General features: G+C 67.2%; 17 protein-coding genes. 5 read left to right on the forward strand and 12 right to left on the reverse strand.

From position 1 onward, the window contains the following. Positions 1–191: 191 nt before the first annotated feature. From ACJMKX_RS00185 to ACJMKX_RS00195, 3 genes are all read left to right on the forward strand, one after another. Positions 192–1,457, forward strand: coding sequence for a putative porin (locus tag ACJMKX_RS00185; RefSeq protein WP_405219777.1), 1,266 nt, complete (start codon positions 192–194; stop codon positions 1,455–1,457). A gap of 227 nt (positions 1,458–1,684) precedes the next feature. Beyond that, the gene (locus tag ACJMKX_RS00190; RefSeq protein WP_405219780.1) at positions 1,685–4,816 is read left to right on the forward strand and encodes a TonB-dependent receptor domain-containing protein; all 3,132 of its coding nucleotides are present in this window, start codon (positions 1,685–1,687) and stop codon (positions 4,814–4,816) included. An 85-nt stretch (positions 4,817–4,901) separates the two neighbouring features. Continuing rightward, positions 4,902–6,149 carry an MFS transporter gene (locus ACJMKX_RS00195; protein WP_405219783.1) on the forward strand — a complete coding sequence of 416 codons (1,248 nt, stop codon included), beginning with the start codon at positions 4,902–4,904 and terminating at the stop codon, positions 6,147–6,149. Positions 6,150–6,213: 64 nt separating this feature from the next. On the opposite strand, the gene ACJMKX_RS00200 is transcribed toward ACJMKX_RS00195, so the two are convergent. Next, positions 6,214–6,978 (reverse strand): RES family NAD+ phosphorylase, encoded by a 765-nt coding sequence (locus ACJMKX_RS00200; protein WP_405219786.1) that lies wholly within the window; start codon positions 6,976–6,978, stop codon positions 6,214–6,216. Next, entirely contained in the window at positions 6,956–7,318 is a 363-nt protein-coding gene (locus ACJMKX_RS00205; RefSeq protein WP_405219789.1) for an MbcA/ParS/Xre antitoxin family protein, read from the reverse strand. Before ACJMKX_RS00205 ends, ACJMKX_RS00200 begins: the two co-directional genes overlap by 23 nt. Before the next feature lie 152 nt (positions 7,319–7,470). On the opposite strand from ACJMKX_RS00205, the gene ACJMKX_RS00210 reads away from it, so the two are divergent. Together ACJMKX_RS00210 and pdxH are read left to right on the forward strand one after the other, a co-directional pair. After that, positions 7,471–7,956 carry a YhcB family protein gene (locus ACJMKX_RS00210; protein ID WP_405219792.1) on the forward strand — a complete coding sequence of 162 codons (486 nt, stop codon included), beginning with the start codon at positions 7,471–7,473 and terminating at the stop codon, positions 7,954–7,956. Positions 7,957–7,980: 24 nt separating this feature from the next. Continuing rightward, positions 7,981–8,565, forward strand: a complete 585-nt coding sequence (pdxH, locus tag ACJMKX_RS00215) for a pyridoxamine 5'-phosphate oxidase (RefSeq protein ID WP_405219795.1) — start codon at positions 7,981–7,983, stop codon at positions 8,563–8,565. Here the strand turns inward: pdxH and ACJMKX_RS00220 are convergent. The 10 genes from ACJMKX_RS00220 to ACJMKX_RS00265 form a co-directional block, all read right to left on the reverse strand. After that, complete coding sequence (locus ACJMKX_RS00220; RefSeq protein ID WP_405219798.1) at positions 8,550–9,029, reverse strand: hypothetical protein; 480 nt, start codon at positions 9,027–9,029, stop codon at positions 8,550–8,552. The two genes, pdxH and ACJMKX_RS00220, sit on opposite strands and share 16 nt — an antisense overlap. Positions 9,030–9,058: 29 nt before the next feature. Then, positions 9,059–9,295, reverse strand: a complete 237-nt coding sequence (locus ACJMKX_RS00225; RefSeq protein ID WP_405219801.1) for an EF-hand domain-containing protein — start codon at positions 9,293–9,295, stop codon at positions 9,059–9,061. 431 nt (positions 9,296–9,726) lie between these two features. After that, positions 9,727–11,970: a copper-transporting P-type ATPase gene (locus tag ACJMKX_RS00230; protein WP_405219804.1), complete on the reverse strand. Its 2,244-nt coding sequence runs from the start codon at positions 11,968–11,970 to the stop codon at positions 9,727–9,729. Beyond that, positions 11,967–13,202 (reverse strand): permease, encoded by a 1,236-nt coding sequence (locus ACJMKX_RS00235; protein WP_405219807.1) that lies wholly within the window; start codon positions 13,200–13,202, stop codon positions 11,967–11,969. Before ACJMKX_RS00235 ends, ACJMKX_RS00230 begins: the two co-directional genes overlap by 4 nt. Positions 13,203–13,269: 67 nt before the next feature. Next, on the reverse strand, positions 13,270–15,150 hold the full coding sequence (locus tag ACJMKX_RS00240) for a potassium transporter Kup (protein ID WP_405219810.1): 1,881 nt from the start codon (positions 15,148–15,150) through the stop codon (positions 13,270–13,272). After that, a complete protein-coding gene (locus ACJMKX_RS00245; protein WP_405219813.1) occupies positions 15,147–16,580 on the reverse strand; it encodes a Na+/H+ antiporter NhaC family protein in 1,434 nt (477 codons plus the stop codon). Before ACJMKX_RS00245 ends, ACJMKX_RS00240 begins: the two co-directional genes overlap by 4 nt. Positions 16,581–16,589: 9 nt before the next feature. Further along, on the reverse strand, positions 16,590–17,192 hold the full coding sequence (locus ACJMKX_RS00250; RefSeq protein WP_405219816.1) for a YceI family protein: 603 nt from the start codon (positions 17,190–17,192) through the stop codon (positions 16,590–16,592). Positions 17,193–17,272: 80 nt separating this feature from the next. Further along, positions 17,273–17,512, reverse strand: a complete 240-nt coding sequence (locus ACJMKX_RS00255; RefSeq protein ID WP_405219819.1) for a hypothetical protein — start codon at positions 17,510–17,512, stop codon at positions 17,273–17,275. Positions 17,513–17,720: 208 nt separating this feature from the next. Continuing rightward, positions 17,721–18,767 (reverse strand): DUF6607 family protein, encoded by a 1,047-nt coding sequence (locus ACJMKX_RS00260; protein WP_405219821.1) that lies wholly within the window; start codon positions 18,765–18,767, stop codon positions 17,721–17,723. An 18-nt stretch (positions 18,768–18,785) separates the two neighbouring features. Further along, positions 18,786–20,987, reverse strand: a complete 2,202-nt coding sequence (locus tag ACJMKX_RS00265) for a TonB-dependent hemoglobin/transferrin/lactoferrin family receptor (RefSeq protein ID WP_405219824.1) — start codon at positions 20,985–20,987, stop codon at positions 18,786–18,788. Positions 20,988–21,001 lie beyond the last annotated feature (14 nt).

The following is a 21,001-nucleotide window of genomic DNA, read 5'->3' on the forward strand; positions in this document are numbered from 1 at the left end:
CCGGATCGTAGCAGAACCTTCCCGGCGCGGACCCGGGTGCCCGGATATCGCACCCCACCGGGTGTCACAAAACTGCAATAATAACGAAACCTTTTCGTGACAAATGGCGCCGCGCCGGCAGCGGGTCGTCCGGCTCCGGGACACTAACTCCAGACAACCCAACTGCAGACAATCCAATGGGGAGATCAGATATGCGAGCTTTGCTGAGAGCGTGCATCGTGCTCGGCGTGGTGCTTGCGCCCGCGTTTTCGGGCGCGGCCGCCGTGAGCCAGGAGGAAATCCGCGAGCTGCGGGCGCAGATCGCCGCCCTCAGCGAGCGGCTGGCGGAACTGGAAGAGCGCGCCGGGATCGAGGAGGGCGGCACGGGCCGCGACGTGGCGGCGGCCCCCGCACCTGCCCCCGAGCCGGCGCCGGTTGCCGCACCCCGCGAGGAGCACTGGACGGACCGGGTCGCGTTCAGCGGCGACTTCCGCTACCGCTGGGAGACCATCGACCAGGAGGGCAGCGACAGCCGGGAACGCCATCGCATCCGGGTGCGGCCCACGCTCACGGCACGGGTGAACGACACGGTGCGCGTGGGTGTCGGGTTGGCCACCGGCGGCGACAACCCCGTCTCCGGCAACCAGACCCTCGGCGACGGCGGCTCGCGGAAGGATATCGGCCTTGACCAGGCCTGGTTCGAGTGGACCGGTCTGCCGGGTACGCGGCTCGTCGGCGGCAAGTTCAGAAATCCGCTGCGCCGTCCCGGCGGCAACGGCCTCGTCTGGGACGACGACTGGCGCCCGGAAGGCCTCGCGCTCGACTATGCCACCGGCGATTTCTTCGCCACCGCGCTGGCCACCTGGCTGGAGAGCGACAGCCGGGACGGCGACGAGCTGGCCATTGGCTTGCAGGGCGGCTACGCCGCAAGCCTGCGGGGCGACGATACGCTGACCCTGAGCGCCAGCCACTATCGCATGAACCTCGCCGGCCGCGAGACGCTCTTCGACCCTGCCGACGCCTTCGGCAACAGCGTCAACCCGGACGGGACCTATCGCTACGATTTCAGCCTGGTGGAGTTCGCCGCCGAGTACGCCACGCAGGTCGGCGGCTGGCCGGTGGCCCTGTTCGCGGACTACGTGAGAAACCTGGATGCCGGCGACTACGACACGGGCTGGGCTGTGGGTGGCGCGCTCGGCAAGGCCGGTGCGCCCGGCACCTGGCGTGTGCGCTATACCTGGCAGGAACTGGAGGCGGATGCCGTCCTCGGGCTGCTCACCGACTCCAACTTCGGCGGCGGCGGCACGGACGCCCGTGGGCACTTTCTGTCAGCGGACTACGCTCTCGCGCCCAACTGGGTATTCCGGCTGAGCTATTTCCGCGACGTCATCAACGAGGATGCGGTGGACCGCGGCGATCCCGGCGCCGAGGAACTGGACTACGACCGGCTGATTCTCGACTTCCGCTACAAATACTGAATGCCATATCTGGGGCCGAAATCCCGGGACTCGTGGCGACCGACACGATCGCCCGCGCGGGTCGCACCGCGGTTCGCTATGGCCACCGGCCGGCCCTGTCTGTTGCAAAACTACAACGCTCACCGGGAAGTCCAATAAAATCCTCGGTGGATTGTTGTTGCAGCACTACATCGATTGGCGTATAACGTCGAACCGTTGGGTTTACAACTATGAGGAGCACGGGGGTTATGACTAGCAATCGTGACTTAAAGAAGATAATTAAAACGTTCCTGGTGGCGGGCGCCGTCACCGGGCTAGCCATTCCGGCGACTGCGCAGGAAGACGACGGCATCGAAGCGGGCGAGCTGATCGAGGAAGTGGTTGTCACGGGTACGCGTATCCAGGACACGAACGTCATCGCAGCCAGCCCGGTCACTACTATCGGGGCTGAAGAGATTGCCCTGAAGCAGACGCCGAACATCGAGCGTGTGCTGCGTGACTTGCCGATCACCATTCCGGGCGACGGCGAGAACGTGAATAACGGCACCGCCGGTCAGGCAACTCTCGATCTGCGCGGGCTGGGGCCCGAGCGGATGTTGATCCTGATCAACGGCAAGCGTCTGACGCCTTATGACATCAACGGCATCGTGACCACCGACGTGATCCCCGTGAACATGCTGGAGCGGGTCGACATCGTCACGGGCGGCGCCTCGGCGGTGTACGGCTCTGACGCCATGTCCGGTGCGGTCAACTTCGTGCTCCGCGACGACTTTCAGGGCGTCGAGATCGACGTCGGCTACTCGGACATGAATTCCAGTGCCGAAGTCAACGGCGGCGGCGAGCACACCACCTGGGTCAATGCCCTCTTCGGTATCAACTTCGACGACGACCGGGGCAACATCACCATCGGCGGCGGACGCACGAAGCGTGGTGCGGTGCTGCTCGGTGAGCGGGAGTACGGCCTGTTCGGTGTGTCCTCGACGACCGGCTCGGGTCTCGGCTCACCTCCGCCGGAGCCGGATCCTGCCTGTTCGGGCAATACGTCTTTCACGACGGCACACTCTTCCGGCGTGGGTTCGACCACGGCTATCCCGGGCACCCTGAACCTCCGGAGCGGTAACTCCTACCAGTTCCGCGACGACGGCAGCCTGATCCAGGGCGAGTGCGCGCGCTTCAACTTCAACCCGTTCAACTACTATCAGACGCCGCAGGATCGTGTGAATGCGACCACGATCGCGAGTTATGAAGTCTCGGACGACGTTGAACTGTACGCACAGGCGATTTTCTCGAGCAACGAATCCGCCTTCCAGATCGCACCTTCCGGTACGTTCGGACAGGCGTTCACGATCCCGGTGATGAATCCGTTCCTCAACGATGCGGCTCGTCAGACGATCATCGGTGATCTGAATGCCGGCGCCTCGACCTTCGTCACCGATACGACGACTCGGATCAACGAGATCCAGGGTCTCCCGAACCCGTCGCAGGACGACCTGGACGAACTCGCCGCGTTGCAGGACGCACTGGCCAATGACCCGCTCGGGTTCAGCCAGGTGGGCATCCAGGACATCAACGGCGACGGTGTCTTCGACGAGGAGGACGCGTTCACGTCCACGGCCCGGCGGCGCACGCTGGAACTGGGACCGCGTACGGGTATTTTCGACACCGACTTCTTCCAGTATGCGATCGGAGCGCGTGGCAATCTGCCCGGCGACTACGACAACTGGAACTTCGACGTGTCCTACCAGCGCGGTGTGTCTGATTTCGTCGAGACCCGGGATGGTTTCACGAATCTGACCAACCTCGCGGCCGGTATCAACACCGTGGATCCTGATCAGTGCATCAGCGCCACCGGCGTTGTGACGGCTGCTCCCTGTACGCCGATCAACGTGTTCGGGCCGGTCGGCTCGATCACCGACGCGCAGAGAGAGTCCGGGTACTTTATCGCCATCGCGAGCGATATCCGCAAGTCCGAACTCGAGATCGTCTCGGCCCAGATCGACGGCGTGATCGATCAGATGCGTCTGCCCTGGGCTGACGAGGGTGTCGCTCTGGCATTCGGTGTCGACTTCATGAGCTACTCGGCATTCTCGTCTCCCGACGAGTGCCTGAAACTGGCGCCTGCCAGCTGTCAGGGTGGTGCCGGCGGTAATCGACTGCCGATCGCGGGTGAGTACAACTCGGACGAGTTCTTCGTAGAGACCATCCTGCCGTTGGTGCAGGGTAGGGACTTCGTCGAGAGCCTCAGCCTGGAACTCGGTTTCCGCTATTCCGACTACGACATCCAGGGATCCACCGAGTCCTGGAAGGCCGGCATGAGCTGGGAAGTGACGCCGGGCCTGCGGTTCCGTGTGATGGAGCAGCAAGCCGTGCGCGTGCCGAATATCGGCGAGCTGTTCAGCCCGGTCACGACCGCGCTGGATAACGCGACGCTGGATCCCTGCTCGATCGGCAACCCGAATCCTCCCCAGCCCGGAACGGAGTTGTTCCAGCGCTGTGTGAGCACGGGCATGCTGCCGAGCCAGGTGGGCACCGTTCCGGATATCATTTCGGGTCAGGTCAACGTGTTTGCCGGTACGGATCCGAACAACCTTCCGGAACCGGAGGAAGCTCGTACGACCACGGTCGGTCTGGTCTGGCAGCCGGAGTTCGATTTCCTGAACGCGGCCACCACGATCTCTCTGGACTGGTATGACATCCAGATCAATGACTACATTGATCAGCCCACCGGTCAGGAGTCGCTCGATCTCTGCTACGTGCTGGGCGATCCGGCCACCTGCAGCGGCATCGTGCGGATCGGCGGGGCACTCGGCGAGAGTGGGACCGGTACGCCGACGTTCTTCACGAACTTCGTGGAGTTTGCCGCAGAGGGTATCGACCTCAATATCACCTCGAACGGGTATGATATCGGTCGCTACGGCACCCTCGGCTTCAGCTGGACCGCTCATCGTTATCTGACGAATGAGTTCCAGACCACGGCCGCCTCACCGGTTGTCGATTGCAAGGGCCGCTATGGCACGTCCTGTGATCCGGTGCCCGAGTTCCGTTCGGTCTTCCGGACCAGCTGGGCGCTGGACGCCTTCGACGGCTCCCTGCTGTGGCGTCATATCGGCAGCATGGACGCGCAGCCGAACGAGGCTCCGACGCTGTTCCAGGATTTCCGCAGCGTGGATTCCCAGAACTACTTCGACGTGACCTTCGGTTACACGTTCCGGGACAACATCCGCGTTTCGGCTCTGGTCACGAACATCACCGACGAGGATCCGCCGATCCTGGGTAACAACACCGGCTCGACGTCGTTCAACTCGGGTAATACGTTCCCGAGCCTGTACGACACGATGGGCCGGACCTATACGCTGGGTCTCAAGGTGAGCTTCGAATAAGACGACTAACCGACCATCCCCTCGAGGGGAATGAACGGCGGCCTTCGGGCCGCCGTTTTTTTTGCGTCAGGTGACGCCGTCCGGTATGCGGCATACTCTGCCCGTGCGCCTGATTGCCGAAGACCTCCGACCCGACCTGCCCTGGCTGTCCGGCGGCTTCCTGCTGACCTTCTTCTCCGGCTTCGGCCAGACCTACTACGTGGCGCTGTTCGCGGGCCACCTGAAGACGGACCTCGTCCTGACCGAGGGCGAGTTCGGCACGCTATATACGATCGGCACGCTGGCCAGCGCCGCGCTCCTCACCTGGGCGGGCAAGCTGGCGGATACGGTCTCCATACGCCTGCTCGGCGCCGGCGTGATCGCCGGCCTGGCGACGACCTGCGTCGGCATGTCGGCCGTCTCGTCCGCCTGGACACTGGCGCTCGCGTTCTTCGGGCTGCGCTTCTTCGGCCAGGGCATGCTCACCCACGTGGCGATGACCGCCATGGGCCGCTGGTTCAATCGCAAGCGTGGCAGGGCGGTGTCCATCGCCGCCCTCGGCCTGCCGGCCAGCGAGGGTGTGCTGCCGCTGCTGGCCGTCGCCGCCATCGGGCTGTTCGGCTGGCGCCAGGCATGGATTGCGGGCGCCGTCCTGCTGGTGGCCGTGGCGCTGCCGGTCTTCGGCGTGCTGCTGCGCCACGAGCGCCATCCCACCCGCGGGCCGGCGGCCGCAACCGCGCCGGAGGAGGAGGGCACGCGCCGGCACTGGACCCGCGGCGAGGTGCTGCGCGATCCGGTCTTCTACGCGCTGATGCCGGTGTTGCTCGCGACGCCGTTCATCATCACGGCGCTGTTCATCAACCAGGTGACGCTGGTGGAACTGAAAGGCTGGGACCTCGCCTGGTTCGCCGCCAATTTTCCCGTGCTGGCGGGGGCTCATGTAGTGGGCGCGCTGGCGGCGGGACGACTCGCTGACCGGTTGGGCGCGCGGCGGCTGCTCACGGTCTACCTGCTGCCCATGGGCGCCGGCATCCTGCTGCTGGTGTTCGCCGAGAGCCGGCTCGTCCTGCCCGCCGCGATGATCCTGCTGGGAGCGAGCCTCGGGTTCGCGTCCACCGCCCATGGTGCCGTCTGGCCGGAGCTCTACGGCGCCCGCCACCTGGGCGCCATCCGGGCCGTCACCACGGCGCTGGCCGTCTTCGCGACGGCCCTCTCGCCCGGGCTGGTGGGCATCCTGATGGACGGCGGCGTCGGGCTGGAGCTGCAGCTCGGCGTGATGGGTGTCTATTGCTTCGCCGCGTCCCTGTGGACGGTGCTGCTGCAGGGCCGGCTGGAGCGCATCGCCGCCGGCTGACCTCGTTGCCCGGAAAGGTTGCTAAGGGGGGAAGTTACTAGGGGAGGTTGCTAAGGCCGGTTGCTCAGGCGGGTTGCGGCAGGCGCCCCTCCACCAGGAACTGCTCCCGGGGGAACCAGGTGCGCCGCTGGCCGAAGCGGAACTGGACCCCCTCCGGCCGTGTCTCGCATAGCCCGCTGACCGGATTGCGGTGGCGGCGCGAGCGCAGGGCATCCGGCCGCAGGAGTGCAATGTTGCACTCGCGCCCCGAGGCGCGGGCCGACAGATAGGTGAACGCCGCGGTATGCGCGCCGCGCAGCACCGTCCCCAGCGCCTGGCAGGGACCGTATTCGGCCGGGTGGCGCAGCACCGCCTCGTGGCGCGCGAACGGCGGGGCCTCGAGACGATGGCCGTGGTCGGTCTGGTAGCGGGCCTCGAAGCGGGTGTGCTGGCTGATCACCCGATCGGCGAACGGGGTCTGCATGCCCTCCAGGAAGACCAGTCGGTAGTAGGCGACTTCCGCGAGCAGCGCGGTCTCGCTCAGTGAGCCGTAGAAGATGCCGGGCTCGTAGCGACGCCCGAAGCGCGACCCCCAGGGCAGGGGCGGGTAGCGCCAGGGGGCACGCAGCAGATAGTCGAAGCGCGCGGTGCCGTCGGCGGGCGAGGGCTTGGAATGCTCCAGCAGCCCCTCGAGTATCTCGTGCTCGTCGAAGTCATCCACCAGCGGGACGGTGACCTTCTGCTCCTGGTTCTCGACGACGCGCAGCAGCGTACCCATGAGTGCCGTCTCGGGCGCGCGGGCGACGACCCGGCGCCAGAACGACTCGTCATAGCTTGCCGCGGATGGCATCCAGGTAGCCCGTGACCCTGACCAGTCCGGCGACGTCGCGCAATTGCTCGCGCGGCACGCCGCCCGTGTGCGTGTTGGGCGTACCCAGCCACTCCCGGACCTGATCCTCGTTGTCGTCCACCAGCACGGCGAGCGAGCGGTAGCAGCGCAGCAGCAGCAGCGCCAGCTCGCCGGATTTGGTGTCCGGACCGATGCCGGAGCGGGAGATGCTGGAGCGGTCCCGGCCGATGACGGCGGAGAGTTCGTCCCGCGACAGCCCCATGCGGGCGGCAGCGCGCAGCGTGGCCTTGCCGAGGACGGCGGCCGGATCGGGAGAGGCCTGTGCATGCGGTGTCTTCACGGATTTCATGGTAGACGTATTCAGCGTAGATTGCAATTGCAAGAAATATTGCAAGAACGTGCAAATGCGTTCGCTATCGCACCGTTGCATGCCACGATGGGGCACGGTGCGCCGTCGTGGTATGGTCGGCGCAGGCTTTGCAGGAGGAATCCATGGAGGAGTTTTCACTCGTATCGTTGTTGATCGGCGCCGCCATCGGCCTCGCGCTGGGCGCCGGCGGTCTGTTCGTCTGGTTCCGCTACGGCGGCGCCGGTGGCGCCACATCGGCTCGGCGCCGGGACGAGGCCTATCGCGAGGAGGTGGCAGACCATTTCGTCAAGACGGCCGAACTGGTAAATCAGCTGACGGACAGTTACAAGGAAGTGTTCGACCATCTGCGCGAGGGTGCCGGTCACCTCGTGGAGGAGGAGATACTGCGCGAGCGTCTGGCCCACCGCGACGACGAGAAGGTGACGCTGCAGCGCATCGGCTACGCCGGGAGCGGCGATGGCCGCAAGGCCGGCGAGAAGCGGGAGTCCGGCGAGAAGCGTGAATCCGGCGAGACCGGACGGCCCGGCGAGGCTGGCGCAGCTGGCGGCGCCGGCAAGGGCCGAACGGGTGGCGACGGCGGCGAGGTCGCCGACTCGCGCCGAACGTGAAGCATTGCTCGTGAAGCGCGGCTCGTGAAGCGCTACGGGGATCCGTATCAGCATTTCCGGGACTGGTTCGCGCAGGCCGAGGAGGCCGAACCCGCATTCCCGGAGGCATTCGCCCTGGCCACCGCCGACCGTAACGGTGTGCCGTCGGTGCGCATCATGCTGTTGAAAGGCTATGACGAGCGGGGCTTCGTCTTCTTCACCAATCTGGAGAGCCGCAAGGGCGGCGAGATTGCCGGGAACCCGGTGGTCTCGATGTGCTTCCACTGGAAGAGCCTCGAGAGGCAGGTGCGCATCGAGGGTCCGGTGGAGCCGGTGAGCGCGGAGGAGGCCGATGCCTATTTCGCCACTCGGCCGCGCACGAGTCAGCTCGGTGCCTGGGCGTCACGGCAGTCACGGCCGCTCTCGGGGCGCTTCGAGCTGGAGGCGGAGGTGGCCCGCTACACCGCGAAGTTCAACGTAGGCGAGGTGCCGCGGCCGCCGCACTGGTCGGGGTTCCGGCTGCATCCACAGCGGATGGAGTTCTGGCGCCAGTACGCCTTCCGTCTGCACGACCGGCTGGAATACCGGCCGAGCGACGAGGGCTGGGAGTCGCGCTACCTGTTCCCGTGACCGACCGGAGCGAGATCCGCCTGGCCCAGGTGATCCAGCCGATACCAGATCTCTCCACGCACGAGTTCGCGGGCCGCACGGGTCTCGGCGATCACGTCCTCGACGGAGCGCTCCGGATGCACGTCGGGGAAGAGCAGGGCGGGGTCGCGCTCGGCGTCCTCGAAGGAATCGTAGACGTTGACGGTTGCGTAGTCGTACGCTTTGGCCGTGCCGAGCGGATAGCGCACCTCGTACAGTCCCCAGCCGCGCATCAGCCCGCGCTCGATGCGCTCGGCGTGCACGACCTTCCAGGTCTCGCGCTCCAGGCGCTCGTAGGCGGCCTTGTCCGCCGGCTCGACCTTCATGAAGTCCACGACGTAGATGAGCGGATCGTCGCGCTCGGCGACGGCGACCGAGGTGGTCACCCCCGCGGCGAATCCCGTGCCGAGCAGCATCAGCGCGATCAGTAAGCGATAGCCATTCATAACATCCTCCCGGGTGTGCCGGCGCGCCGCTAGCGTTGTAGCCACCAGTCGACGAACTCGTCGAACGCGATGGATCCGTCCCGGTGGCTGTCGATCTCGCGGAAGCCGATGCGGGCCTCCTCCTCGCTGGCGCCGGCCTCGAGCTCCTCCAGCATCTTCACGAACTCGTCGAACTTGATGCGGCCGTCGCCGTCCCGGTCGTTGTAATCGAAACTCTCGCGGAGTTCCCGGGCTTCCTCCTCGCGGAGCGACTGGGGTTCGTCCATGCTCGACTCCTCCTCTGTGACGGTTCCTGCCCCCGATTCTCGCACGGAATGTGTAGGAGGGCCTTCAGGCCCGATCCGCCCTTCCTGAATGGCGCCCCGTTCTACTGGCGTTGGCCCATCATCGGGTGGACAAGGGTCGCAGGGACGCTCACTCGGACGTCCTGTCCTCGCTCGCTTCGGCCGGGCCTCCTTCCCGCCGTCATGGCTCCAGTCGGCCCGGACGACCCCGCAACCCTTTTCCACCCGATGACGGGCCCTTAGCCGAGAGGATTGGCACCAGTCAGCACGCGCCGCTGACTGGCGCTTTCTTCACGCTACCGCGAGCACGGCCGTCCTGCGGGGGTATCCATCGCCGCGACCTTTTGTCGGGAGCAAGATGGATACCCCCGCAGGGCGGCCAGGAAAGAAGGGGATCGGGCCTGAAGGCCCTCCTACAGGTTCAGGCGGCGGAGGCGGAGGGAGTTGCCTATTACCGAGACGGAGCTCAGGCTCATGGCCGCCGCGGCGATCATCGGGCTCAGCAGCAGGCCGAACCAGGGATAGAGCACGCCGGCGGCCACCGGTACGCCGAGGCTGTTGTAGACGAAGGCGAAGAACAGGTTCTGGCGGATGTTGCGCATGGTGGCGCGGGAGAGCGTCAGGGCCTTCGCAATGCCGCGCAGGTCGCCCTTCACCAGCGTCACGCCGGCGCTCTCCATGGCGACGTCGGTGCCGGTGCCCATGGCGATGCCGACGTGGGCCTTCGCCAGCGCGGGCGCGTCGTTGATGCCGTCGCCGGCCATCGCCACCATCGCGCCGCGCTCCTGCAGTTCCGTCACGATGCGATTCTTGTCCTCGGGCAGTACTTCGGCGTGAATCTCGTCGATGCCGAGTTCCCGGCCCACCGCCTCGGCCGTCGCCCGGCTGTCGCCGGTGAGCATGACCACGCTGATGCCCGCCTCGTGCAGGGAGCGGAGCGCCTCCGGCGTGGTCTCCTTGATCGGGTCGGACACCGCGACGAGCCCGGCGGGAGCGCCGTCGACGGCGACGAACATCACCGTGCGGCCCTCGCTGCGGAGCGCGTCGGCGCGGTCGGCGAGCCCGTCGTCGCCCGCCCCGACTTCGTCCATCATGGCCCGGTTGCCCACGGCGACGTGTCGTTCGTCGACCGTGCCGGACACGCCCTTGCCGGTCACCGAGCCGAATTCGTTGACCTCGGCCAGGTTGACGCCGCGCTCGCGTGCGCCCTCGACAATTGCGGCCGCCAGCGGATGCTCGCTGGCCCGCTCGAGGGATGCCGCCAGGCGGAGGAGTTCCTCCTCGGCCAGGCCTCCGCCGGTCTCCACGGCGGTGAGGCGGGGGCGGCCCTCGGTCAGCGTGCCGGTCTTGTCCACCACCAGCGTGTCGATTTTCTCCAGCGTCTCCAGGGCCTCGGCGTTCTTCACCAGGATGCCGCTCTGCGCGCCCTTGCCCGTGCCCACCATGATGGCCATGGGCGTGGCCAGTCCCAGCGCGCAGGGGCAGGCGATGATGAGTACGGCGACCGCGTTTACCAGCGCATAGGCCATGGCGGGCTCGGGCCCCCGGATCGACCAGGCGATGAACGCGAGGATGGCCACGCCGACGACGGTCGGCACGAACCAGCCGGCCACCACGTCGGCCAGGCGCTGGATGGGCGCACGGCTGCGCTGGGCCTCGGCCACCATGTGGACGATGCGGGAGAGCAGGGTATCCTCGCCCACCCGCGTGACCCGCATGATGAAGCCGCCGGTCTGATTCACGGTACCGCCGGTGACCGGGTCGTCGCCGCTCTTCTCCACCGGCAGCGGTTCGCCGGTGATCATGGACTCGTCGAGGGTGCTGCGTCCCTCTTCGATAATGCCGTCCACCGGCACCTTTTCGCCCGGGCGCACGCGCAACCGGTCGTCGACGGCCAGCTCGTCCAGCGGGACGTCCTCCTCCGTGCCGTCCTCGCGGATGCGCCGTGCGTCCGCCGGCGCCAGCTCCAGCAGCGACCGGATGGCCCCGGAGGTGGCCCGGCGGGCACGCAGCTCGAGCACCTGGCCCAGCAGCACCAGCGTGGTGATGACGGCGGCGGCTTCGTAGTACACGCCCACCCGCCCGCTCGCATCCCGGAACGAGGCGGGGAACAGGCCGGGCGCGACGGTGGCGACCACGCTGAAGCCGTAAGCGACGCTGACGCCGAGTCCGATCAGCGTGAACATGTTCAGGTTCATGGTGCGGACCGACTGCACGCCGCGCACCAGGAAGGGCCAGCCGCCCCACAGCACCACCGGCGTGGCGAGCGCCAGCTGCAGCCACTGGGAGAGGCCGGCCGGCACCAGGCCGTGGAGGGGCTGTCCGGGCAGCATCTCGCCCATGGCGTAGAGGAACAGCGGCAGTGTGAAGGCGGCGCTGATCCAGAAGCGGCGGGTCATGTCCCGGAGCTCGCTCTGGTCCTCCTCTCCGGTCACCACGCCCTCGGGTTCCAGCGCCATGCCGCACATGGGGCAGGCGCCGGGCTCCGTCTGGCGTACCGGCGCGCACATCGGGCAGATGTAGACGGTGCCCTCGTAGCCGGGAGGCACGGTGTCGTAGGGGTTGTCGCCGTCGGCCTGCGGCGCCCGGGCCGCAGACGGCTCATGGCAGTCCGTTTTCGCCTGATGATCGCTATGGTGGTCGCACTTGTCGCTCATGCGAGAACTCCGCTGAAGAGAAGGGCGGCGCCGCCGCCCAGCAGTAACAGGATGAAAAGACCGGTGACGACGTCCTGCATGCCGATGCCGCTGCCGCCATGGTCATGATCGTGGTCGTGCCCGCCGTCGCCGCCGGCCATGCGACGGTGCCGGCGCCGCAGCCACAGCATCACCGCGGTGAGGGCGACGGCGATCAGGTTCATGTAGAAAGTGTAGTCCAGCTTGAACTGAGCCACGTCGCCGGCCTGGCGGCTGCTCTCCGGCATCATGCCGAGCCAGAGGAAGCCGTAGTGCAGGATGACTGCCGTCACAATAATGCTCACGTACATGATGCCCGCGATGTACAGGGCCACGCGCCAGCCGTAGTACTTGGCGTTCACCTTCACCAGCGGCGGTACCATCAGGTCGGAGTAGATGAAGCCCATGATGCCGGCGAACAGCACGCCGCCCGAGTTCAACACGGTGGCGAGCGGGATGTTGCCCATGGAGCCGATGAAGGTCGCCGCGGCCACGAACGGCGCCACTGCCGCGTTCTGCAGCACGATCCAGAAGTTGTCCGGATTGGCGGCGGCCGCCTCGGCGAGGAACAGGGCCTGCCAGAAGCTGTCCGGTACGTAGACGGCGATGAAGCCGGCCAGCGTGAAGCCGACCAGGATCTCCTGCCACACCATGCCCCACTCGTTGGCGAAGTTGTTGCCCACGCGGCACCAGCCCTGGAAGCTCGCGATGCGCTGCTTCCAGTCGAAGTCCTCTTCTTCGGTGTCGGTTTCCTCCTTCACCTTTTCCCGGGCGGCTTTCAGCCAGCGGCGCGGGTAGGTGAGCCGGATCAGCATCGAACTGATCGCGATCAGCACGATGCCGCCCACCACCTCGGCAGCCAGGAATTGCCAGCCGAGGAAGATCAGGATCAGGATGCCGAGCTCGATGACGAGGTTGGTGGAGGCGAACATGAAGGCTACGGCCGCGACGAAATGCGCGCCTTTCTGTACCAGGGCGCGGGCGGCCGACAGGGCGGCGAAAGAGCAGGAGCTCGAAATGGCGCCGAAGAGGGTCGCCAGGCTGACGCTGCCGGCATCCGCCGCGCCCATATGGGCCGTCAGGCGCTTCTTCGGTACGAAGGCCTGGATGGCGGCGCTGATGGTGTAGCCCAGTACGAAGGCCCAGCCGGACTTCCAGAAGAAGCCCGCCGCCGTCCTGGCGGCCTCGCCGTAAGTGATCCAGAACTCACTCATGCCGGGCCGCGCAGCGATTCGGGCTCGTCGTCATCAGTCCTCTACCTTATACCCCTGACGAGCGAGTTCAAATGCGCATGCGCACGCCCACCTCGAACACCTGGTCCGGCGGCAGATCGAAATACAGCGTCGTGCGGCGTGTGTTGCGCCGGATGAGCACGTACAGCCAGGACCGCCACCACGCCATGCCGGTCGCGCTCGCCGGATACTCCGTCTCCTGCTCCAGGAAATAGGTGGCCCGCTCCGGGTCCAGGCCGATGCCGTGTTCTTCGTTGGCCTGTTCCAGGTCTTCACGGGGCCGCGGCTCCTCCATGTAGCCGTAGTAGGCGACGATGCGGTGGATGTCGTCGCGAAGCTTGGTCACCTTCAGCCGCTCGCGGCGCCCGATGCGGGGTCGGCGCAGCGTCTTGGCCGTGTAGATCACCACCAGATCGTGCAGCGCCCGGTTGTGGTGGAGGTTGTGGATCAACCCGTGGGGCGTGCCGCGCTCGTTGGCGGCGAGATAGACCGCCTGCCCCGGCACCCGGCGGTAGTAGCCGCCGCCCAGGGCCGCCAGGAATTCCCGGACCGGGGTGGCTTCGTTGCGCATGTGGCGTTGTTCCGTCGCGCGGCCCCGGCGCCAGGTGGTCATCACGAGGTAGACGGCGGCTGCGACGCCGACGGGCAGCCAGCCGCCGTCCGTGAACTTGCCCGCATTGGCCGCGAAGTAGGCAGCGTCGGGCAGGATGAACAGGACCGTGGCGGCGAGCGAGACCGGCAGTGCCCAGCGGAAGATCCGTCGTTCCGCGAAGTACAGCAGGATGGTGGTCACGAGCATGGTCGCGCTGATGGCGATGCCGTAGGCGGCGGCCAGATTGCCCGAGCGCTGGAAGCCGGCCACCAGCGCGACGGCGGCCACGAGCAGCAGCCAGTTCACGGACGGCACGTAGATCTGGCCGCGCTGCCGGGACGAGGTATGCACGATCTTCACCGTCGGCAGGTAGCCCAGGTTCTGGCCCTGGAACGTGAGAGAGAACGCGCCCGAGATGATGGCCTGCGAGGCGATGATGGTGGCGAAAGTGGCCAGGCCGACCATCGGATACAAGGCCCAGCCCGGCACGAGCTCGTAGAACGGATTCACCAGCGCATCGCCCTCGCGCAGGATGAGCGCGCCCTGGCCGAAGTAGTTCAGCAGCAGCCCGGGCAGCACCACCAGGTACCAGCCGAGCCGGATCGGCGTCCGGCCGAAATGCCCCAGGTCGGCGTACAGCGCCTCGCCGCCGGTGACCACGAGGAAGACGATGCCGAGGATGACGAACGCATGCAGCCCGTTGTCGCCGAAGAAGGCGACCGCATAGCCCGGGTTCACGGCGCCGAGCACCGCGGGGTTGGCGACGATGCCGGGGAGGCCGGCGAGGCCGATGCAAGCGAACCAGACCAGCATCACCGGGCCGAAGATGATGCCGACTCCGCCCGTACCCAGCCGCTGCACGGCGAACAGCCCGCACAGGATGGCGATGGTGATCGGAACCACATAAGGCTCGAACACCGGTGTGGCCACCTCCAGACCCTCGATGGCGCTCAGTACCGAGATGGCCGGCGTGATCATGCCGTCGCCATAGAGCAGGGCGGCGCCGAAGAGCCCGAGCGCCATCACGGCGTTGCGCGTCCTGCCCCTGAGCGGGCGGCGCACGAGCTCCATCAGCGCGAGGATGCCGCCTTCGCCGTAGTGATCGGCTCGCAGCACGAATACGAGGTACTTCACGGAGATGACCAGGATCAGCGACCAGAACACCAGCGACAGCACGCCGAGGACGTTGGCCGCGGTCGCCGCCACTCCGTAGTCGCTGTAGAAGCACTCGCGCACGGCGTACAGCGGACTGGTGCCGATGTCGCCGTAGACGACGCCGAGAGCGGCGAGGGTCAGCGGCGCGAGCCGCTTGGCGCTTTCTTCATCACCGTTATTCACGGCGGTGGTTGCCGCGTCTCGGAACCGTCGTCCGCCTCATAGGTTCGTCCGAAGCCGGTGATGGCAGCCATCAGCATTACGGCCGCCAGGAACCAGCCGTGCAGGACGTAGGCCCACACGTCGGTGGGCGCCACCGCCTCCACGAAGTCATACTGCGGCTCCAGCGTGCGCAGCGTCTGATAGCCGATCAGCACGCCGCCGCCCCACGGAAAGATGTAGCCGATGGCCGACGTCACCGCGTCCAGCATGTTGGCGCGCCGGTAGGGATGCAGGCGGAAGCGCTTGCCCAGCCGGGAGATCACCGGGCCGGCGGCGATCTCGGCCGCCGTGTTGATGGTGATGAACGCGTTCAGGGAAAAGACGATGCCCCACATGGCCGTCTCCGCCCGGGCGACAGAGTCACGGGCGAAGCGCCGCAGCCGGTCGATCAGCGCCTCCAGCGCGCCACCGAGGCGCATGATGTGGCCGCCGGCGACGATCAGCAGGATCAGGATGGCCAGGCCGACGTAGCCGGCCACCCCGTCCACGAGCGCGCCGCCGACCCGATCCCGGTCCGGGTCGATGAACAGGATGTCGGATGGCGCAGCCAGGCCCAGCGCCAGTTCCAGCGCGACCGCGCCCAGGATGCCCCAGGTGAGTGCCACCAGGATGTGGTGGCCACGCAGCGCAAGGAAGATCACCAGTGCGAACGGGGCGAGCAGCACGAGGCCTTCCGGCGACGCGCTCTCCGCGAACAGCGCGTTCGCCCGCGCCGCATTCACGGGATCGCCGTCGCCGCCGAGCAGCGTGAACAGTGCCAGCGCCGGCACCGCCGCGATCAGCGCGTACTTGACCCTCGAGCGCACCACGCCCGGGATGTCCGTCTCCTGCGTGGTGGCCGAGACCACGGTGGTGTCCGACACGGGCGCCAGGTTATCGCCGAAGGCGGCACCCGACAGGATGGCGGCGAACAGCCACACCGGGTCGGCGCCCAGTGCCACCCCGGCGGGGAACATGAGCGTGCAGAAAGCGACGGCGGTGCCGTAGCCGGTGCCCACCGCGGTGCCGAAGGTGGCGGCCAGCAGGAACGTCGCACCGACGAACAGCCCGCCGGTGGCGCCGGACTGGGCGCCCACCCAGACCAGGCCGTCCACCAGACCCCCCACCCGCAGCACCTGGGCGAACATGCCCGCCCAGAACCAGGCGACGATGGTGACCGCAGCCACCGGGTTGGCCATGCCCTCGAAGACCGCGTTGGCGTAATCCGCCCAGCGGCTGCGGCAGAGCAGCATGCCCAGCGTCAGACCGCCGATCATGCCGAGGATGAGGCCCTGCTCGTCGGGCGCGCCCGCCACCGAGATGGCGACGGCCCAGACGACGAAGAAGAGCAGGGGGACGGCGGCGCCCGGGCGCCCGCCGCGGAAGGCGAGTGTATCGGCGTCTGCGGTCACGCCGCGGCCCTACTGTGCGTCGCCGTGAGTCAGCTCGACCTCTATGGTCAGTGTTACCTCGTCGCTCACTGCCGGCACGTACGGGTCCAGGCCCCAGTCGGAGCGCAGGATGGTCCCGGTGGCAGAGACACCCACTGCCGGGACCTTCTTCAGCGGATGCTCGCCGGCGCCGTTGATCGTGGCCGCCAGCGTGACCGGGACCGTCTTGCCCTTGATCGTGAGTCCGCCGGAGATATCGTAGGTGTTCTCGCCCGTCTTCTCGACGTCCGTGGATTCGAAAGTGATGGTCGGGTGATTCTCCAGATCGAAGTACTCCGCGCCCATCAGATGGCCGTCGAATACCTCCACGCCGCTGTCGACGCTCGAGACGTCGATGCTGACGTCGATCTCGCTCGCCTCCGGGTCCTCGCTGACGAGTTTCAGCGTGACGTCGAAGTCGTCGAAGCGCACCTTCGGGTTGGAGAAGCCGAGGTGGGTGTAGGAGAAGATCACGTAGGCGTGCTGGTCGTCTTCCTGGTAGGTGCCGGAAGGCACCTGGGTCAGATCGGCCGCGGCGGCGGGGCCGCCTGCCGCCAGCAGCGCTGCGGCGGTGATGAATGTCGTGCGTCGCATGGATTCCTCCGCTGTGGGAACCGCTCGCATGCTAGCACGTGGCTGGCGAGGGCTTAAGCCGGTGGACCCCGCGTCGCCGCTCAGGGGTTATCGGGGTCGCCCGGTCCGGACGGCACCCAGATGCCGTAGTCACAGCGCAGGTAGGTCGTGCCGCTCCTGACCTCGGTCCCGTGGGCGTAGGGCGTGCCGTTGAAGTAGCAAAAGTCCTCGCCGGGGATGCTCTCGCGCAGGGTCTCCGTATCCTCGTCGCTCTCGTCCGCGATGGGGGAGTTCCGGAGTTCCGGATCCTGTGCGCCTACGTCGATGGCACCGTCGCTCATGGATGGACCTCCTGTTGCTGTCGCCTGCATCGGTCGGGCCGGTCTTGGCCGACCGCTCGCACTTGCATGATACGCACGGACGCCACCGCCAGGGGTAAGGGGTTGCGCGTACGGGCCGCCGCCCTCGAACGCTGTCGGGCGCCGAGGGCGTGCAGCCAGTGGGCGGCCTGGGCGGCCCATGGCAGGCCGCCGAGGAACCAGCCGGCCTTCAGTTGGCCGCCAGAGTCGCGTCGCTGTCGCTGCTGGTCCACTTCGCGAGCAGGTCCTCGATGGCGTCCACCTGCTCGTCGACGCTCATCTCGTCGGCCTTCGCGGCCTGTGCGAAGGTGCCCTGGATGATCGGCATGCCGTCGATCTCCGTCGTCAGTACCAGGGTGGTACCGCTCGCCAGACGCCGGTCCCAGGCCTCGCGCACCCGCGCCCAGTAGTCCCCGGTCCTCTGCCAGTACTCTCTTGCCGGCTCGAAGTCGAAGCCGGCGATGCTGCGATAGTCGTTGAAGCCGAATTCCCGCACCAGCGTCGCCGCGGTTTCGCGGCCGTCGCGCACGGTCTTCGTGTTGTCCTGCTCGTGAGTCCAGCCGTGGGGTGTGATCGTGTGGCGATTCTCGGCATTCAGGGCATTGTAGTCGTCGCGCTTGGTGTACTCGCGGCGGGGCAGCGGGCGCCAGCTGCGGTCGCTGGTCCAGGTGGAGACGCCGTAGCGGTGATTCCATTGGCCGGTGCCGCAGTAGCGCGGCGCGTCGGACACTTCGTAGACGCACTGGGTCCAGGCGCCGGCGGTCTTATCCGGCTCGATCGCCCGCACCTGCCAGGTCTGGTCGGCGACGAACTCGAAGCGCTCGTCGGCCTCGTAGACCCAGTCCTGGCGCCAGTGCTTGATGACGTGGCCGCCCGGCATGACCAGCAGGTGCTGCAGGACGATACGCTGGTCGCCGTCCTCGACCACGAAGACCACCTCGAAACCGCCGCTGTCCTTGTCGTCGCGGCGCTCGTAGCCGGCCGCCAGAGGCACGGTCTCGGCGAAGTGGAAGTCGACCACGTACTCGCCCTGCATCGCGAGGATGGCGAGCCGGTCACGCTCGGCTTTGGTGTCCGCGTCGCGGATGGCGGCGAAACGCGGGTTCGCGACTTCCTGGTACTCCGGCGATGCGGGTGCGGTTGCCGGGGCGGTGTCGCCCGCGGTCTGCATGCCGGTACTGGCACAGGCTGAGGCGAGCAGCGCCAGCGGGATGAAAAGCAGTCGTCCGGTTCTCATGGGATCCTCCCTTGGACATCAGAAATTCCAGTCGAAAGCCACGCTGAAGTGGCGGCCGGGGCGCCGGAAGCGCTCCGGGTCGGCGACGTCGGCGGGTACGCCCTGCACGTCGAGATAGCTGAAGTACTCGTGGTCGGTGAGGTTGTAGATGCCGGCCCGCAGACGCACGGCCGGGCGAGGCCGCCAGTAGCCGAATGCGTCGTAGACGACGTAGCCTGCCGGGCTCAGCAATGCGCCGGCGGATTCGTCGAGGTCGTCCTGGGCGGCGGCACCACGGACGATGAAGCTCGCCCCCCAGGCGCCATTCGGCTCGGCGTACTCCAGACCGAGGACCGCGTTCAGCGGGGAGACCGAATTCACCGGCGCACCGCTCGTGCGGTCCTCGCCGTCCGCCCAGGCCGCGGACATGTTCAGGCTCAGGCCTTCGGGCAGCAGCGCCGGGGCGAACCGGCCCTGGAATTCGGCACCCTGGATCTCGACCTCGTCCACGTTCACGGACTGGAAGACGATCAGGGAGTTGATCGGGTCGAAGTCCACGACCTGGAACGATTCGATGAAGTCGTCATATCTCGTTGAAAAAGCTGCTACTTCCCAGGACGAGGTTTCACCGTAATACCGCACGCCCGCCTCATAGCCGCGGCTGGATTCCGCCTGCAGGTCCGGATTCGGGAGGGTCGTGTAGCCGAACTGGAAATTGGTGAAACCCACGTTGACGTCGTTGACGGGCGGCGCGCGGAAGCCCTCGGCGTACTGGGCGTACAGCTGCCAGCGCTCGCCGATGTCCCAGAGGGCGCCGAGCTTCGGCGAGAACTCGTCCTCCTGCAGGGACACGGGCTGGATGCCCGGGTTGTCCGCGAGGAATATCGCATCGGGCTCGGGCTCCAGTTCGTAGCGGTCCCAGCGCAGCCCCGGCACCAGCGAGACGGCGCCGAGGGTGATGCGGTTCTGCAGATAGACGCCGGTGCGGGTGGTCTGCGACAACGGGAAGTCGCGTAGCGGGAACAGATCGGGCCCGACCTGGCTGGAGGTCTCGCCGGTGGCGAGATCGGTCTCCGTGCCGTCACGCAGCTGGGCGGTGTCCGTGACTTCGTACTCGAGTCCGTATGCCAGCTCCTGCGCCGTTGCGCCGAGTGAGTAGCGGTTCGCCGCGTTGACTTCCAGGCCGGTGAGTTCCTGCTCGAAGCGGAACGAGCGCTGGCGCTCGGCGGCGGACGGGCGGCCGGCGATGAAACTCTGCCGGGCCTCGAAGGTATCCTGCCGCGTCTCGCTGTCCTGCCGGTACAGACGCCAGCGCAGGTAATCGGCGCCGAAACGGCCGTCGACCCATTCCTGGCCCAGGCTCACGCGATTGCGCTCGCGCTCGTCGTCGCCCGCGACGACGGAGGTGTCGATGACGAAGGGGAAGCCGAAGTCGGCCGTGAAATCCTGGATGCGCTCGAGGGAATCGACCTCGGTCTCGCCGGCAGCACGAAAGTGCTCGAGGGAGAACTCGATGCCGCCGGCGCCGGCTTCGCCGAAGCTGAACCGGGCGAGCGCGTTCAGGCTGTCCTCGTCGAGAGGATCGGCCCCGGGGACGTCTCGCTCGGCGCCGTCGCGGCGGGTGGCGCGCAGCATGGCACCGACCTCACCGATGCGCCAGGCGAAGGTCCCGCCGGCCACGGTGCTCTCGTCCACGCTGTTGAAACCACCGCTCACGTCGTGGTAGCTGTTGCGGCCGCGCAGGTAGTCGGCGGGGCCCTTGGTGATAAAGCTGACCACGCCGCCGAGGGCGTCGGAGCCGAACAGCGCGGAGGAGGGGCCGCGGATGATCTCCACCTGTTTGAGATTGGCGACGTCGACGAAGTCCCGGCTGGCGTTGGAGAAGCTGCCGATGGAGAAGGCGTCGGAGGTCGGCACGCCGTCCACCTCGATCTGTACCCGGTTGCCGCCGATGCCGCGGATACTGAAGCCGGAGAGGCCGAAGCGGCTGCCCTGATCGGCGACCTCGACGCCCGGCTCGTAGCGGACGAGGTCGTCGATGTTCTGCGCGAGCTCCTGCTCGATGCGCCGTTCGTCGATCACGGTGACGCGGCTCGCGATGTCCGCAGCCGGAGCAGGGAGCTTGGAGGCCTCGACGGTGATCACTTCGATCCCGGCGTCGGCATCCCGGGGAGAGTCGGCCGGCGCATCGCCGACGGCAGCCGTTGCGGCCAGCAGCCACAGCATTTCAGACGACATCATGGTCCTCCTGATGT

The organism is Lentisalinibacter sediminis, assembly GCF_040706615.1.
Classification (GTDB): domain Bacteria; phylum Pseudomonadota; class Gammaproteobacteria; order Steroidobacterales; family Woeseiaceae; genus Lentisalinibacter; species Lentisalinibacter sediminis.

Excerpts from the sequence above, each read along its gene's own strand:
- ACJMKX_RS00190 (WP_405219780.1), top strand. The coding sequence starts at position 1,685 with ATGACTAGCAATCGTGACTTAAAGAAGATAATTAAAACGTTCCTGGTG.
- ACJMKX_RS00200 (WP_405219786.1), bottom strand. The coding sequence starts at position 6,978 with ATGCCATCCGCGGCAAGCTATGACGAGTCGTTCTGGCGCCGGGTCGTC.
- ACJMKX_RS00255 (WP_405219819.1), bottom strand. The coding sequence starts at position 17,512 with ATGAGCGACGGTGCCATCGACGTAGGCGCACAGGATCCGGAACTCCGG.
- ACJMKX_RS00185 (WP_405219777.1), top strand. The coding sequence starts at position 192 with ATGCGAGCTTTGCTGAGAGCGTGCATCGTGCTCGGCGTGGTGCTTGCG.
- ACJMKX_RS00225 (WP_405219801.1), bottom strand. The coding sequence starts at position 9,295 with ATGGACGAACCCCAGTCGCTCCGCGAGGAGGAAGCCCGGGAACTCCGC.
- ACJMKX_RS00230 (WP_405219804.1), bottom strand. The coding sequence starts at position 11,970 with ATGAGCGACAAGTGCGACCACCATAGCGATCATCAGGCGAAAACGGAC.
- ACJMKX_RS00210 (WP_405219792.1), top strand. The coding sequence starts at position 7,471 with ATGGAGGAGTTTTCACTCGTATCGTTGTTGATCGGCGCCGCCATCGGC.
- ACJMKX_RS00195 (WP_405219783.1), top strand. The coding sequence starts at position 4,902 with ATGCGGCATACTCTGCCCGTGCGCCTGATTGCCGAAGACCTCCGACCC.
- ACJMKX_RS00235 (WP_405219807.1), bottom strand. The coding sequence starts at position 13,202 with ATGAGTGAGTTCTGGATCACTTACGGCGAGGCCGCCAGGACGGCGGCG.
- ACJMKX_RS00220 (WP_405219798.1), bottom strand. The coding sequence starts at position 9,029 with ATGAATGGCTATCGCTTACTGATCGCGCTGATGCTGCTCGGCACGGGA.
- ACJMKX_RS00265 (WP_405219824.1), bottom strand. The coding sequence starts at position 20,987 with ATGATGTCGTCTGAAATGCTGTGGCTGCTGGCCGCAACGGCTGCCGTC.
- ACJMKX_RS00260 (WP_405219821.1), bottom strand. The coding sequence starts at position 18,767 with ATGAGAACCGGACGACTGCTTTTCATCCCGCTGGCGCTGCTCGCCTCA.
- ACJMKX_RS00250 (WP_405219816.1), bottom strand. The coding sequence starts at position 17,192 with ATGCGACGCACGACATTCATCACCGCCGCAGCGCTGCTGGCGGCAGGC.